This window comes from Anaerotignum faecicola, from assembly GCA_024460105.1.
Taxonomy (GTDB): Bacteria; Bacillota; Clostridia; order Lachnospirales; family Anaerotignaceae; genus JANFXS01.
In genome coordinates this window covers 360,094-375,335 of the sequence record JANFXS010000001.1, presented here as the reverse complement: position 1 = coordinate 375,335, position 15,242 = coordinate 360,094, and the positions used below count along the sequence as shown (strand labels likewise).

The 15,242-nt window shown below is 43.1% G+C and carries 11 protein-coding genes; all 11 read left to right on the top strand.

The annotated features are described in order from the left end of the window. Positions 1-53 precede the first annotated feature (53 nt). The 11 genes from NE664_01685 to radA all read left to right on the top strand — a co-directional run bounded on the left by NE664_01685 (position 54) and on the right by radA (position 15,145). On the top strand, positions 54-1,670 hold the full coding sequence (locus NE664_01685; protein MCQ4725372.1) for a polysaccharide biosynthesis protein: 1,617 nt from the start codon (positions 54-56) through the stop codon (positions 1,668-1,670). Between the two features lie 331 nt (positions 1,671-2,001). Beyond that, positions 2,002-2,595 (top strand): BofC C-terminal domain-containing protein, encoded by a 594-nt coding sequence (locus tag NE664_01680; protein ID MCQ4725371.1) that lies wholly within the window; start codon positions 2,002-2,004, stop codon positions 2,593-2,595. 653 nt (positions 2,596-3,248) lie between these two features. Beyond that, positions 3,249-5,309 carry a glycoside hydrolase family 13 protein gene (locus NE664_01675; GenBank protein MCQ4725370.1) on the top strand — a complete coding sequence of 687 codons (2,061 nt, stop codon included), beginning with the start codon at positions 3,249-3,251 and terminating at the stop codon, positions 5,307-5,309. After that, positions 5,296-5,970: an RNA pseudouridine synthase gene (locus NE664_01670; protein MCQ4725369.1), complete on the top strand. Its 675-nt coding sequence runs from the start codon at positions 5,296-5,298 to the stop codon at positions 5,968-5,970. The genes NE664_01675 and NE664_01670 overlap by 14 nt, the downstream gene beginning before the upstream one ends. Before the next feature lie 130 nt (positions 5,971-6,100). Further along, the gene (locus NE664_01665; protein ID MCQ4725368.1) at positions 6,101-7,375 is read left to right on the top strand and encodes a redoxin family protein; all 1,275 of its coding nucleotides are present in this window, start codon (positions 6,101-6,103) and stop codon (positions 7,373-7,375) included. Between the two features lie 390 nt (positions 7,376-7,765). Next, positions 7,766-8,227, top strand: coding sequence for a UvrB/UvrC motif-containing protein (locus tag NE664_01660; protein MCQ4725367.1), 462 nt, complete (start codon positions 7,766-7,768; stop codon positions 8,225-8,227). A 3-nt stretch (positions 8,228-8,230) separates the two neighbouring features. After that, on the top strand, positions 8,231-9,268 hold the full coding sequence (locus tag NE664_01655; GenBank protein ID MCQ4725366.1) for a protein arginine kinase: 1,038 nt from the start codon (positions 8,231-8,233) through the stop codon (positions 9,266-9,268). Positions 9,269-9,437: 169 nt separating this feature from the next. Continuing rightward, positions 9,438-11,879, top strand: a complete 2,442-nt coding sequence (locus tag NE664_01650; GenBank protein ID MCQ4725365.1) for an ATP-dependent Clp protease ATP-binding subunit — start codon at positions 9,438-9,440, stop codon at positions 11,877-11,879. 280 nt (positions 11,880-12,159) lie between these two features. Then, the gene (locus tag NE664_01645; protein MCQ4725364.1) at positions 12,160-12,837 is read left to right on the top strand and encodes a TIGR00266 family protein; all 678 of its coding nucleotides are present in this window, start codon (positions 12,160-12,162) and stop codon (positions 12,835-12,837) included. A 127-nt stretch (positions 12,838-12,964) separates the two neighbouring features. Next, positions 12,965-13,378, top strand: coding sequence for an endosialidase (locus NE664_01640; GenBank protein ID MCQ4725363.1), 414 nt, complete (start codon positions 12,965-12,967; stop codon positions 13,376-13,378). Between the two features lie 375 nt (positions 13,379-13,753). Next, the gene (radA, locus tag NE664_01635) at positions 13,754-15,145 is read left to right on the top strand and encodes a DNA repair protein RadA (protein ID MCQ4725362.1); all 1,392 of its coding nucleotides are present in this window, start codon (positions 13,754-13,756) and stop codon (positions 15,143-15,145) included. The last annotated feature ends 97 nt before the right edge of the window (positions 15,146-15,242 follow it).

Genomic DNA, 15,242 nt, shown 5'->3' with positions numbered 1-15,242 from the left:
AGCTAAGTTTTAGGGGCCTGTGATAAAGCCGTGTGTTAATTTGAGGTGTTCTGATGGCTGAAAAAAATAAAAACAGCTCCTTTTTAAAACAGGCGACTATACTTGCGGCCGCCGGCCTTATTGTAAGGTTTATCGGCTTTTTATACAGACTGCCTATGACTACGCTTATAGGCGACAACGGAAACGCCATATACAGCGCCGGATATCAGGTTTATAATTTTCTGCTGATACTTTCTTCGGCGGGACTTCCGGCGGCAATAGGCAAAATGGTTTCCGAAAGGCTTGCGCTAAGGCAGTATAAAAATGCGCACAGGGTTTTCCTTGTGGCGCTTGCCGGCAGCGGAACCATAAGTTTTGCGCTGATGGTTCTTCTTATAGTATTTGCGGAGCAGATTGCTGTAAATATATGCAAAATACCGGATGCTTATTATACGCTTTTAACCCTTGCCCCAACTATATTTATTGTAGGCATAATGTCGGTGCTGAGGGGATATTTTCAAGGAATGAACAATATGGCGCCTACGGCTATAAGCCAAATTGTGGAGCAGGTTTTTAACGCTGTTTTCAGCGTCCTGCTTGCGTGGATTTTCGTAGGGAAGAGCGTTGCGCTGGGAGCGGCGGGAGGAACGGCCGCAACAGGAATAGGGGCGTTAGCGGGGCTTATTGTCGTTGTAATAACATATATGGCGATAAGGCCGGCGGTTATCGACGCCGTTAAAAGGCGTTCAAGGGGCAACAGCCGCCCGGAAAGCGTCGGAAAGATTGCAAAAATTCTCGTTTCAACGGCTGTGCCTATTATAATCGGAACGGCCATTTATTCGATTACGAATTTAGCGGATATGAGCATGGTTATGGACAGACTGCTGGCTTCGGGGGCTTTTACGGCGGAGGAGGCGGAAAGTCTTTATGGACAGCTTCAGGGAAAGTATGTTGTTTTAACTACGCTTCCGGTTGCAATTTCAACTTCAATGGCTACGGCGGCAGTGCCGAATATTGCCGCTTCCATGGCGTTAAAGGACAGGGCTGGAGTTCAGAGAAAAATAAATATGGCTATAAAAATAGCTATGGTTATATCGATACCGGCCGCCGTGGGAATGGGAATTCTCGCGCATCAGATACTTTTAATGCTGTTCCCTTCAACGCCTAAGGGAGGGGATCTTTTGGCGATAGGTTCCGTTTCCATTGTTTTCCTTGCGTTAAGCCAGATTGTCACAGGCACGCTCCAGGGAATCGGAAAAGTTAAGGTTCCGGCGGTCAATGCGGCTTTTGGGGCCGTAGTTAAAATAATACTTAATTATGTGCTTATAGTTATACCTGAAATAAATGTAAAGGGAGCTGTTATTTCCACTATATTCTGTTATATTGTAGCGTCGGGGCTTAATCTTCGCGCGCTTATAAAAGCCGCAAGATTTACTCCGGATCTTATCGGCTCTCTTGTAAAGCCTTTGTTTGCATCGGCAATAATGGGCGTGTTCTGTTATTTTTCATATAAATTGATGTTTTTCGTAGGGGCGGGAAACACTGTTTCAACCCTTTTTGCTATTGCCGTAAGTATTTTTGTTTACGGAATTGTTCTTTTGCTTATTAAAGGGATTACTAAAAACGAACTTAAAGCTATGCCCATGGGCGGCAAACTTGCAGCTGTATTTACAAGGCTTGGGCTTATGTAGTATATTTAGTATGCGTTATTTATTATTGAGTTTGGAGAAACCGACGGTGCGGCTTAATTTTCGGCACGCCGCATGCCTGACGCGGCTCCCTGATGCAAAAGGTGCCGTCATAATGATAATGGTTTGCTTTTTTTGAGGTTTCGGGCTTTTAACGTATGTTTTTAAAGCTTCAGAGAGCCGATTAAAACTTATATAGTTTAAACATGGCGTATGGCAGAACCGCGTATTTGGAAACACGGAAACCATACGCCGTGTTTTTGTATAAGAGAGCCAATTTTTGTCAATAATATTTCCAAAGGTAAATACAAAGGATGGAAAAGGAGGCAAAAAGATGGTTATAAACAGAAAAAAAGCGGCTGTTGTTGCCCTTACGTTAACATCGGGGTTTGTTGGATCCGCCGCCGGATACTTATATACAATGAATAAATTCATGGATGAGATAAACATAAATAAAACCGGAATATCGCAGGAAAGCGCCGAGGACGATGCGGAGGCCGAAGTTGTCGAAGCCGCTTCAAAGGAAGAAAAAATAACTCCGTCAACGAAAATGGTATATAGGTACAATTTTGCCGACGATGGCGTAACTGAAGAAGTTGAGGAGGAGCCGTCGTATTTTCTTATTGACTTAACGCTTTCGGATCTTCTTAAATACTACTCAACATGGGATATTGTTAGTTTTTCGTCAAAAGAGGTAGTTATGGAAAAAACTATATACGGCCCCAGTATGCAAAGATATGTTGTAGGAGAAAAGGACGGATATATCGCCGTTTTTTATGAACAGGAACAAAACGGCGTTAATTTAAAAGAAATTACCTCTATTCCCGTAGACGCTTTGAGCGAGGAAGAACGTCTTAGGCTTACGCAGGGCATTAAAGTTATCGGCAAAGATTCGCTTGCAAGGGTGCTTGAGGATTACAGCAGTTAAAGCCTTGATATTAAGGGATAAAAAATTAATGCGGCTATTCACGTTTTGTAATCGTAAGCCTAAAGGAAATGCCATATTATTGCTTGGGATGAATTTCGGGAATCAGCTATTTTATATAAAAATATAAGGGGAAGTTTGTTAAAAATTTTTCAAAAAATTATAGACAATTTTTTAACACTGTGGTATACTTATAGCAGTGAAAATTCCCCAATATTTTCACGGTGCATTTTATATGCATCCCCAATAAGAAATACCTTCTCTTTGTGAGAAAAGACAGTCTTTCGGCGGACTGTCTTTTTTCATTTTATTCATAACTTGCGTGGATATTTAATGGGGATTAAAAATAAGATGTTTATTAACAGATCCGCTTAAAATGCAAAATAATATAATTACGATGCTTTATTGAGCGTAAAAGAAAGCCGGAGCATCATTCAAAGCTTAGGATTAAACAGGAAAATCCGGTAAATAAAAAGGCGGTTTTGCGCAAAAATCCGATATATAACGGCGGTTAAATAACAACAATGTGCAGATACAGAATTTTTTAGTTTATGAATTACAGAACATTTATAAATCCGATTGACCGGCGTAAAAATAAATAATATACTAATAATAATTTTACCTGATGTTTAGATTAGATGAAAGTTGGTATCCGAATGATTGGCAGAGGACATGAAAAGTGCGAAGAACTTAATATGGAAGCGGTTTTCAGCGATGAAACCCGCAGTTTCCGTTACCCGGAGGAACCCACATGGCGCGATAAAGTGACGGTTATTCTAAGAACGCTTGAAAACAATGCGGAAGAAGCTTTTATTGTTTGGGACGAAGGTCGTATTAAAATGAAGCTCAGCGAAAGCGACGGCGTTTTTGATTATTACAGGGGAGTTTTTCTGCCGTCGGATAAGGACATAAGGTATTATTTTGAAATAAGGCAGAACGGAACTTTGCATTACTATTCAAAAGCGGGCGTAAGCAAAGAACCGCTGAGATACGCCGATTTCGTTATAATAAAAAATTTCAAAACGCCGCTTTGGAGCAGGGGCAGCGTTATGTACCAAATATATGTAGACAGGTTTTCAAACGGCGATATGTCAAACGACGTATGCGACGGGGAATACGTTTACTGGGATAAGCCCGTGCATAAGGTTAAGGACTGGTATGAGCCGCCTGAGGAAAACGATATACAGAATTTTTACGGCGGGGATCTGAGGGGCGTAATAAATAAACTGGGTTATCTTAAAAACCTGGGGATTGACGCAATATATTTTAACCCCATATTTGTTTCGCCGAGCAACCACAAATACGATATACAGGATTACGACCATGTGGATCCGCATATCGGCCGCATTGTGCGCGACGGCGGCGTGCCTGTGAGGCCTGATGGGAAGGACAACAAAAATGCGGGGAAATATATTAAAAGGACTACGGATTATAAAAACCTGATTGCAAGCGACGAGGTTTTCATGGAGCTTGTCAGGAAAGCGCACGGAATGGGAATAAAGGTAATACTGGACGGCGTTTTCAACCACTGCGGCGATTTTAACAAATGGCTCAACAAGCAGGGCGTTTACAAACGTGAAGCGGGATATGAGAAAGGCGCGTACGAGGATAAAAACAGCCCGTATGAAAATTATTTTATTTGGCAGAACGAAAGGGAATGGCCCGACAGCTATGAAGGCTGGTGGGGGTTCCCTAACCACCCTAAGCTCAATTATGAAGGTTCGAAGGAACTTTTTAACGATGTAATGCACATTGCAAAAAAATGGCTTATGCCGCCTTATAACGCCGACGGATGGCGCATAGACGTTGCGGCCGATTTAGGCAGGAGCGCGGAATATAACCATTATTTTTGGCGGGAGTTCAGAAAAGCGGTTAAAAGCGCAAAGCCGGAAGCGGTGATACTTGCTGAACATTACGGCGACGCGTCGCCATGGCTTAACGGGCGCGAGTGGGATACAATCATGAATTACGACGCTTTTATGGAACCCTTAAGTTTCTTTTTGTGCGGCATGGAGAAGCACGGCGACAGCTTCAGGGAAGATCTGCTGAATAACGGAGAGGCGTTTGCCGACACTATGGTTCGGAATATGGCGCGGCTTCCAAGGCAGTCTCTTTTTACGGCGATGAACGAACTGAGCAACCACGACCATTCGCGTTTTTTGACAAGAACGAACATGAAATGCGGAAGGCTCGGCGGTTTAAAAAGCCATGAAGCCGAAGAGGGGATAAATACGGCCGTATTCAGGGAAGCGGTTATGTTCCAAATGACATGGGTCGGCTCGCCGACAATTTATTACGGGGACGAAGCCGGGCTGTGCGGCTTTACGGATCCGGACAACAGGCGCACATACCCTTGGGGACGGGAAGATTTAAGCCTTATAGAATTCCACAGGGAGCTTATAGGCATTAGAAAAAAATATCCGGCGCTTAATTTTGGATCGACAATGTTTTTAAATGAAGATTACGGTTTGATTTCATACGGAAGGTTTGATTTTAAAGATAAATTTGCAGTGGCGTTTAACAACAATGAAACGGAGAGAAGGGTTTCCATACCCGTCTGGCGCATAGGCGTAAGAAATGATGATTTTATGGAAAAAATGTATTTGACGAATAAAAACGGTTTTGGATATTCGGGAGAAAGGTTCGGCGTTCGCAACGGGATAATTGACGTTGTGCTTGAAGGAAGAAGCGGGGTTATTTTTCATGCGGGACATTAAAATTCTTTTAAACGACAGCAGGCTGTGCGCCGTTTTCAAGCCGTGCGGGATGCCGTCGCAGGCTGATAAAACAGGCGATACGGATTTGGTTTCTTATTTGGAAAAATATTTAAATACGCCGTTAAACATAATAAACCGCCTTGACAGGCCGGTAAGCGGCATAACGCTGTTCGCTAAAGACGGAAGTACGGCCGCCGCCCTGAGCAGGGATATGCAGGAGGGCGGATTTGTTAAGGAATATGAAGCCGTACTGTGCGGCGTCCCCGACAAAAGGAACGGGATTTTTACGGATTTCCTGTTTAAAGACCAAAGGTCGAATATAAGCCGCGTCGTCAAAGAAGGCGTAAAAGGGGCGAAAGCCGCAAAACTTGAGTACACTGTTTTGGATACTGTGGATGACGAGGAATTTGAAACTCTTTCGCTTGTGAAAATACGTCTTTTTACCGGACGCCACCATCAAATCAGGGTACAGTTTGCGTCAAGGGGCGTACCGCTTTGGGGCGACGCTAAATACAACGCGGCGTTTATCAGGCGCAGGGGGCGTTTTGCTATTGCCCTTTGTGCATGCGGCCTTAAATTCCGGCATCCGCAAACAGGGGAAACGGTTGAACTGTCTGCCCGGGATACAAGCGGCGCATTTGAAAAATTTTTATTAAGATGACGCGCTGACGGCAGAGTTAAATATTGTCGGCGTTTATTTCAGAAGCTCAAGGAGTTTTAAAATCGGTTCAGGCGTGTGGGTTTGGCTTTTAACGGCTTTTAAGGCAAATATTAAATAATGGAGGCGGTATATTATATTTTCAGCAGAGAATTTAGTTTTGATATTTACATTGTTTTTTCAGGGGATAGTCAGCTTTTTTTCGCCGTGCGTACTGCCGCTTGTTCCTCTTTATGTAAGCTATATGGCCGGAGGGGCGAAGGAAGTAGATGAAAACGGCGAAATATGCTACCCAAGGAAAAAAGTATTGTTAAATACAGTGTTTTTTGTTGTGGGAATCAGTTTTGCATTTTTCCTGCTCGGCGTCGGATTTACGGCGTTGGGACGCTTTTTCAGCGGAAACAGGACTCTTTTTGCACGCATAAGCGGTATTATTATGATTGTATTCGGTCTCTATCAGTTCGGATTTTTCGGCCGCTCAATGGCAATAGAAAAGGAAAGGCGGTTCCATTTGTCTTTCGACGGCGGCGCGATGGGTCCTTTATATGCGTTTATATTGGGATTTACATTTAGTTTTGCATGGACGCCTTGTGTCGGGCCTGCTCTCGGGGGCGTTTTGCTTATGGCGGGTTCGGCTTCCGCTTCAAAAACAGGATTTATGCTTATAGGCTGTTACACAGTCGGTTTTGTAGCGCCGTTTTTAGCCGTTGGGTTGTTTACGGGAAAAGCCCTCGAATTTTTTAAACATAGGAAAAACATTGTTAACGCCGCGGTTAAGGTTGGGGCCGCTATACTTATATTAATGGGCTTTATGACGCTTACGGGATTTATGAACGGATTTACAGGATACCTTTCGTCGTTCGGGGATAATTCAGGCGCTCAGCCTACTGAAAATTATAGCGATGAGGACGCGAATGAAATCGACGGAAGCGAAAGCGGCGGCGGCAGTTCGGACGAAATAGCCGCTCCGGATTTTACGCTGACCGATCAATACGGTAATGAACATACGCTTTCAGAATATAAGGGAAAGGTGGTGTTCCTGAATTTTTGGGCTACATGGTGCCCGCCGTGCAAGGCGGAAATGCCCGATATACAAAAGCTTTACGAGGAACATGGTGAAAACGGAGAAGATTTGATAGTGCTGGGCGTTGCCGCTCCTAACCTTGGCAGGGAAGTAAGCCGCGAAGGCATTATTGAATTTCTTTCGGATGAAGGGTACACGTTCCCGGTTGTATTCGACGAAAGCTATGAAACGTTTTCGCAGTACGGCATCTCTGCTTTTCCGACCACATTTATGATTGACAAAAACGGCAATATATTCGGATACGCCCCAAGCGCTTTAACAAAAGATATTATGGAAAATATCGTGGAACAGACTATGGAAGGAGAATTTAAGGACATCGAGTAAAATGTACATCGAGCCGTTTTAAGAATATTAAAACGGCCTTTTATATAATTGCGGCAATAGGGAAGCATATTTTATAAAGGAAGGAAACTTCTTTATAAAAAATTTTTTGAAAAATTTAAAAAAACTATTGACATTGGCAAAAAAAAGTGTATTATAACAATTAGAAATTGATTAGCAGTCATGCGTTTAGGTGGCTAATAAATTGAAGGTGTTTTGTTAAAAAAGGTTTAAATTGTATTTTATATGAATATATGTATAATAATAGAGACTGTAAAAGGTCTTATAATTTTTAGCTTTGGTTAGCACTCATGCGATGAGATGGCTAATAAAAAGCTTGGAGGTGTAATTATGCTTTGTGAAAAATGTAAAAAAAATCAGGCGACTGTACACATGAAACAAATAATTAACGGGGACGTTAAGGAAGTCCATCTTTGTGCCGAATGTGCGGCGGCAAGCGATATAGGAAACGGTTTTTCATTCGATTTTAATAATATGTTTCAGGATTTGTTTAATATGGCCGCTTCTCCGGCAGGGATTGGCGGCGGATATAAAAATGCAGGGCTGAGATGCCCGAACTGCGGCATGACGTATGAGGATTTTATGAGAAGCGGAAGGCTTGGATGTTCCGATTGCTATGACTCTTTTTATAACAATCTTCAGCCTACTTTAAAAAGTATTCACGGCAGTAATGAACATAAAGGCAAAATACCGCAGAAAAGCGGCGGCCGGATGATGAAAAAGCGTGAGCTTGACACACTGAAAAGGAAACTCGCGGCGGCCGTTGAGAATGAGGAATACGAGGAAGCGGCAAAACTGAGGGACAGGATAAGGGAAATAGGCAGGGAGGAATAACATATGCTTAAATGGTATGAAAATAAAGAAGTTGACAGCGGCATTGTTATTTCAAGCCGCGTAAGGCTTGCAAGGAATATTAAAAAATATCCGTTTCCGGGAAGAATGTCAAAAAGCGACGCCGAAAACGTAATTAACGACGTTAAAGGCGCCCTGCTTAATGACAGAACCCCCTTGGGAAGCCAGTTTAAGTTTACGGAAGTTGAAACGCTTTCGGCAAACGAAAAGCGCGCTCTCATGGAAAGCCATATTATAAGCCCCGTGCTGGTTGCAAAAAATGAAAGCTGCGGCGTGCTGATAAAGGACGACGAAACAATAAGCATTATGCTTAATGAAGAGGATCATATAAGGATACAGACGATTCTCCCCGGCAAACAGATTGACAAAGCTTTTGATTTGGCGGATAAAATAGACAATCTTATTGAGGAAAGCGTTGAATATGCCTTTAATGAAAACAGCGGCTATATAACGGCGTGCCCTACAAATATAGGCACAGGGCTGAGGGCTTCATTCATGGTGCATCTCCCGGCGCTTGAGAGGGCAAGCAAAATTGTAGGCGTTGTTAACGCATTAAGCAAGTTCGGCATAACCGTGCGCGGGACTTACGGCGAGGGCAGCGAGGCCAACGGTTCCGTTTATCAGATTTCAAACCAGATTACATTGGGAAGAAGCGAGGAAGAAATAATAGAAAACCTTAAAAACGCCGTTAAATTTGTTGAAGAACAGGAAACAAAAGAACGCGAACGCTTCATTAAAGGCAACGCGGCAGATTTTGAGGACAAAGTTTACCGCTCATACGGTATAATAACTAACGCAAGAAAAATTTCCGCAAAGGAAGCAATGTCGTACCTTTCCAATATAAGGGAGGGTTATATGGCGGGAGTGTTGGACGCGCCTAAACCTAAAAAGAGCCTTTATACGATAATGATAAATATACAGCCCGGAAATATACAAAACAATTTGGGGAGCGGGTCCGATGTTAATAAGAGAGACGAATTAAGGGCAAAATACCTTAGGGACGTCTTTTCGGGCAGAGAGTAAGGCCGGTACGGTGGATACAGCTAAATCAGGATTTTAGAGAGCTTGTATTATACACTGCTGCCGCGGCGGTGAATTGTACGCCGGCCTAATTCGGAATTATGCAATAAACGGGCCTTAAATGGCCTTTATACAAAAACAGAATAAAGCAATCTGCAAAGGAGGTTTATTTATGCAGGGAAAATTTACGCAAAAAGCACAGGAAGTTGTTAAAAAAGCGCAGGAATATGCAGGACAGCTCGGACATAACTATCTCGGTACGGAACATATTCTTCTGGGACTTTCATCTGTTGCCGACAGCGTTTCGGCCAAAGCGATAGAAAGCCAAGGAATTAACAATAACGATATACTGGAAAAGGTTGAAGAAGTAATAGGAGCGGGAACTCCGGGGGCATCTGTGGCAGGGTATACGCCGCGCGTTAAAAGGATACTTGACAGGAGCGTGCAGGAAGCCGTTAATATGGGAAGCGGATATGTCGGCACGGAACATATTTTAATTGCCCTTCTTAATGAAAGCGACTGTATAGCAGTTAAACTGCTTTTAAGTCTGGGAGTAAATCTGCAGAGGATGTTTGAGGACATTATGAATATGCTTGGCGAAGGCGAAAGCCCTTCCGGCGGCGCCGGCATGGGACAGCCGAAAGCGGCGGGAAATTCCTCGACGCCTACTCTTGACAAATACAGCCGTGATTTTACAAAAATGGCTCAGGACGATAAATTCGACCCTATCGTTGGGCGTGACAACGAAATTGAAAGGGTTATACAGATTTTAACAAGAAGGACAAAGAACAATCCGTGCCTTGTAGGGGATCCGGGCGTCGGCAAAACGGCCATAGCCGAAGGCCTTGCGCAGAAAATAGCCAAAGGCGATATCCCTGAAATATTAAAGAACAAAAGGGTTGTATGCCTTGAACTCTCTTCGCTTATAGCCGGTTCAAAATACAGGGGCGAGTTTGAGGAAAGAATCAAAGGCGTGCTCGACGAAGTTAAAAAAGACGGAAAAGTGATACTTTTTATAGATGAAATACACACAATCATAGGCGCGGGCGGTGCGGAAGGCGCCATTGACGCTTCAAATATACTCAAACCGTCGCTTGCAAGGGGAGAAATACAGTTAATCGGCGCAACGACTATGGAAGAATACAGGAAATATATTGAGAAAGACGCCGCCCTCGAAAGGCGTTTCCAGCCTGTAAAGGTTGAGGAACCTTCGGAGGAGGCCGCAGTTGAAATGCTTTACGGACTCAGGGACAAGTATGAAGCCCACCATAAAGTTAAAATCACTGACGAAGCTATAGAAGCGGCGGTTAAAATGAGTTCGAGATATATTACGGACAGGTTCCTTCCCGATAAAGCTATCGATCTTATAGACGAAGCGGCCTCAAAAGTAAGGCTGAAAAGCTACACGGCGCCTTCGGACGTTAAGGATCTTGAAGGGAAAATGGAATCTCTTGAGAAAGAAAAAGAGGAAGCCATAAAAACGGAGGACTTTGAAAAAGCCGCGTCGGTTAAAAAAGAACAGAACTCCATCAAAGAGCAGCTTGAAAAAGCAAAGAAGGAGTGGGAAGAAAAGAATATCGACACAAGGCTTGAAGTTACCGAAAACGAGATTGCCGACGTTGTAAGCAGCTGGACGGGAATACCCGTTAAAAGCATACAGGAAGAAGAAGGCCAGCGGCTTATGAATATGGAAAAACTTTTGCATGAAAGGGTAATCGGCCAAGACGAAGCCGTAACTGCAATAAGCAAGGCTATCCGCCGCGGCAGGGTAGGGCTTAAAGATCCTAAACGTCCTATAGGTTCTTTCCTTTTCCTCGGACCTACCGGAGTCGGCAAAACGGAACTTTCCAAGGCCCTTGCAGAAGTGCTTTTCGGCGACGAAAACGCTATGATAAGAATTGATATGAGCGAATATATGGAAAAACACAGCGTTTCAAAAATGATTGGTTCTCCTCCGGGATACGTGGGATATGAAGAAGGCGGCCAGTTAAGTGAAAAAGTAAGAAGGAAACCATACTCGGTTGTACTTTTTGATGAAATCGAAAAAGCTTCTCCGGACGTTTTCAATATACTTTTGCAGGTTCTTGACGACGGCCATATAACCGACGCGCAGGGAAGAAAAGTCGACTTTAAAAATACTGTAATAATTATGACTTCAAACGCCGGGGCAAGAAATATCGTAGAGCCTAAAAAGCTTGGATTTACAACAGACGGCAGCAGTGAAAAAAGCTATGACGATATGAAAAAGAACGTTATGGACGAGGTTAAACACCTCTTTAAACCTGAGTTTATAAACAGGATAGACGATATTATTGTATTCCATGCCCTTAACGAAGATAACGTAAAAGACATTGTAAGGCTTATGGCAAAAGAAATCGTATCAAGGACAAAAGAAAATATGGAAATCGATCTGGAGTTTGACGAAACCGCCATAGATTTTATTGCAAAAACAGGGTTTGACCAAGCTTACGGCGCAAGGCCGCTGAGAAGGGCGCTTCAGAGCAAAATTGAGGACGCTTTTGCCGAAAACTTCCTTGAAGGAAAGTTTAAAAAAGGCGATACCGTTGTTGTAAGCGCTGAAGACGACAAAATAGTTATGAACAAAAAACCTTAACGGCAGATACGCCGACATACCGTGCTGAAATAAAACGGTTTGGCGTTAAAGGCGTATTAGGCGGTATACAGTATAGGTTAAGTTTACATTCCCATATAAACAATGGCGGCTTAAAGCCGCCGGATATTATATTAATAGAAAATTTAAAATGCGCTTTTCGGAAATATCTGTTCCGAAAGGCGTTTTTTATTTTAAGAAAAATGAAATAATTTTTATGGGGCGTTTTAATGAATTTTACTGTATAATGTAAAAAAAATATACTTTATAGGGGGTTGATAATATGAAGTACGAAATTATGGGAGGGACGCTTCCTGTCGTTGAATGTACATTGTCAAACGGCGAGGCTATGATAACTGAAAAAGGGGCCATGTGCTGGATGACGGAAAACATGAAAATGGAAACGACAAGCAACGGCGGCATAGGCAAGGCTTTTGGGAGGATGTTTTCAGGAGAAGCATTATTCCAGAATAGGTATACCGCTGTCGGCGGCGAAGGCATGATTGCGTTTGCATCAAGCTTTCCGGGCTCGATAAGGGCGTTTGAAATATCAAAGGGCAATGGAATTGTCGTTCAGAAAAGCGGCTTTTTGGCGGCGGAAGCTGGGGTTGAACTTTCCGTATTTTTCCAGAAAAAACTCAGCGCGGCAATATTCGGCGGCGAAGGATTTATTATGCAGAAGTTATCGGGCAACGGCACGGCGTTTATAGAAATTGACGGGGCGGCTATAGAATATGAACTTGCCCCGGGAGAAAGCATGGTTGTAGATACGGGCTACCTTGCGGCTATGACTGAAAGCTGCTCTGTTGAAATCGTATCCGTGCCGGGCGTTAAAAATATGCTTTTCGGCGGCGAGGGGGTTTTCAATACCGTAGTAAAGGGGCCGGGGAAAATTATACTCCAGACAATGCCTATAAACAATGTTGCCGGATGCCTAAGGCCGTTTTTGCCTGCTAAATAATTTGTGACATTTAACTTCCCGCACATAAAATTTCATTTTTTTGTTATATACAAAGGCGTTTAAAATTGATATAATGATATAACAAAGTAATGTTTTTTGCATTAATAATAACAGGGAGGCACTTTAAATGTCAGTTATAGAAGAATTTATCAGAGTTGAAAAAGACGGCACTATAAGCTTTGGGAACTTCCTTACAGACAGCAAGAAAAAAGTTGTTGATTTTGAAGTGAACGGCGATTTATACTACGTTAAAACATATAGCGAGATTACAAGACTGGAAAAAAACAGCAAATTACTTTTGGAGGCTGTTCCGGGCGCGGCGATACATAACCTTTATATGGACGGGAAAAAAGTTTCCTTCTCTATTGAGGGAAAAGACGACATACATGTTATAATGGAGCTTGAACCGAATACGGAATACAGGGTTATAGTTGATGATTTCATAGTCGGCAGCGTATGCGGCAACCTTTCGGGAAAAGTTAATTTCAGCGTAGACGTTAAAAACGGAGAAAAGAACGTTGTGCTTGAAAAAGCCAACTGAATGTTTTAAACGGTTATAAGAAAGCTTGTTGCGGTGTGAAAAGTGCGGTTTTGTGGCATCAGGCGGCGTTTTCCGCGCTTAAATTCTTTAACCGCCGCCGTTATTTTAAGCGGAAGTCCGTTTAGGAGAAGGTGTTTTTATGCGCGCTTTATTTTCGGCACCGGCACAGAGTAGGCGTTTTTATGGCTTGCGGAAACGTTTCCTCATCAATGAGGTTCGGCGGTGGAATTTTGGATTTTGAATTGGAACTCTTTTCACATAAGCTAAGTTAAGAATTTAAAACGCCGTCAGTATTTTAAGGATTTTCACAGAGATGAACATTTCAGCCCCCGAGCTTTAACGGGGGCTTTGATTTTTTAAGCGGGGGTTTATCGTATGAAAGATAAGAAGATTTATGTATGTTCCAACTGCGGAAATAAATCGGCCCGTTGGATGGGCGTCTGCCACAAGTGCGGCGAATATAATACATTTGAAGAAAAGATTGAAACAAGCGGAAAAACAGGCATAAAGACTTCGGCGATACAGACAGGTTCAAGGACAGGCGCAAGCTTTACTCGCCTTAAAAATGTCGAAACAAATTCCAGCCAAAGAATTGTAACTTCGATTAACGAGTTTAACAGGGTTGTGGGCGGCGGTATAGTCAGGGATTCCGTTACAATAATTTCGTCTCCGCCCGGAGTGGGGAAAAGCACCCTTTCGTTGGCCGTATGCAACGATATAGCGGATAAAGGATTTAAAGTGCTTTATGCCAGCGGGGAAGAAAGCGAGAGCCAGATAAAAGGGCGGGCTGACAGGATATTGGATAATATAAACGAAAATATTTATATTATTTCAGATACATGCTTGGACAATGTGCTTACGGCCGCGGAAGAAATAAAGACGGATCTTATCGTTGTGGACAGCATACAAACATTTGCGTTAAATGCGTTTCTTCCTTCAAGGGCAGGAAACCCAACGCAGACAATGGAGTGCGCCGGGGAACTTGTGCGCCTTGCAAAAGGGGGCGGCAAAAGCACGGCCGTAATTATAATAGGGCAGATGAATAAAAATGACGAACTTGCGGGGCTTAGGGCGTTGGAGCATCTTGCAGACACGGTTTTGATACTTGACGGCGACAACGATGAAGAATTGAGGAGCATAGTCGCCACCAAAAACCGGTTCGGAAGCACGGGCGAAATGGGATTTTTCTCTATGACAGAAAAGGGGCTTATTTCCATTGACAACCCATCTGAATTTTTTGTCACAAAAAGGGAAGAGGGCCAGGAAGTTTCGGGGAGCGCCATAACTGTAGTACGAGAAGGCAGCAGGCCTGTTATAGCTGAAATAGAAAGCCTTGTCAGCCGCAGTTATACGCCTTATCCGTCGCGCATAGGCGAGGCTTTAAGGCGCGAACAGCTTAATACGCTTATTTCAATATTGGAACAAAGGTGCAAGATTAATCTCTTTGATAAAAACGTCGTAATCAAAACGGCGGGAGGGCTTAAGCTTAAAGAGCCGGCGTCAAATCTTGCCGTTATTATGTGTATAGCTTCGTCGGTTTTTAATAAGCCTATAAACGGCTCGTCGGCGTTTATCGCCGACGTAGGGCTTACGGGCGAGCTGAAAAAAGTTCCGGGGCAGGATCAACGGATAAAGGAACTTGCGCGAATGGGATTTAAAAAAGTTTATACGGCGGCGGGGAGCTCAAAGCCCAAAACAGATTGTAAAATTGAAATAAAGCAAAGCCGATATGTAATGGATGTTATTAGCGAAGTTTTTGGGAATTGATGAAAAAATATATGAAAAATAAACAAGATATAAGTATTACTTATATCAGGTGTAAATAAAATATAGTTTACTAATATTCAAGGCTATAATATAATTA

Bases quoted from the DNA above. Each gene is read 5' to 3' on its own strand.
- NE664_01685 (MCQ4725372.1), top strand. From the start codon at position 54: ATGGCTGAAAAAAATAAAAACAGCTCCTTTTTAAAACAGGCGACTATA.
- NE664_01680 (MCQ4725371.1), top strand. From the start codon at position 2,002: ATGGTTATAAACAGAAAAAAAGCGGCTGTTGTTGCCCTTACGTTAACA.
- NE664_01675 (MCQ4725370.1), top strand. From the start codon at position 3,249: ATGATTGGCAGAGGACATGAAAAGTGCGAAGAACTTAATATGGAAGCG.
- NE664_01670 (MCQ4725369.1), top strand. From the start codon at position 5,296: ATGCGGGACATTAAAATTCTTTTAAACGACAGCAGGCTGTGCGCCGTT.
- NE664_01660 (MCQ4725367.1), top strand. From the start codon at position 7,766: ATGAAACAAATAATTAACGGGGACGTTAAGGAAGTCCATCTTTGTGCC.
- NE664_01655 (MCQ4725366.1), top strand. From the start codon at position 8,231: ATGCTTAAATGGTATGAAAATAAAGAAGTTGACAGCGGCATTGTTATT.
- NE664_01650 (MCQ4725365.1), top strand. From the start codon at position 9,438: ATGCAGGGAAAATTTACGCAAAAAGCACAGGAAGTTGTTAAAAAAGCG.
- NE664_01645 (MCQ4725364.1), top strand. From the start codon at position 12,160: ATGAAGTACGAAATTATGGGAGGGACGCTTCCTGTCGTTGAATGTACA.
- NE664_01640 (MCQ4725363.1), top strand. From the start codon at position 12,965: ATGTCAGTTATAGAAGAATTTATCAGAGTTGAAAAAGACGGCACTATA.
- radA (MCQ4725362.1), top strand. From the start codon at position 13,754: ATGAAAGATAAGAAGATTTATGTATGTTCCAACTGCGGAAATAAATCG.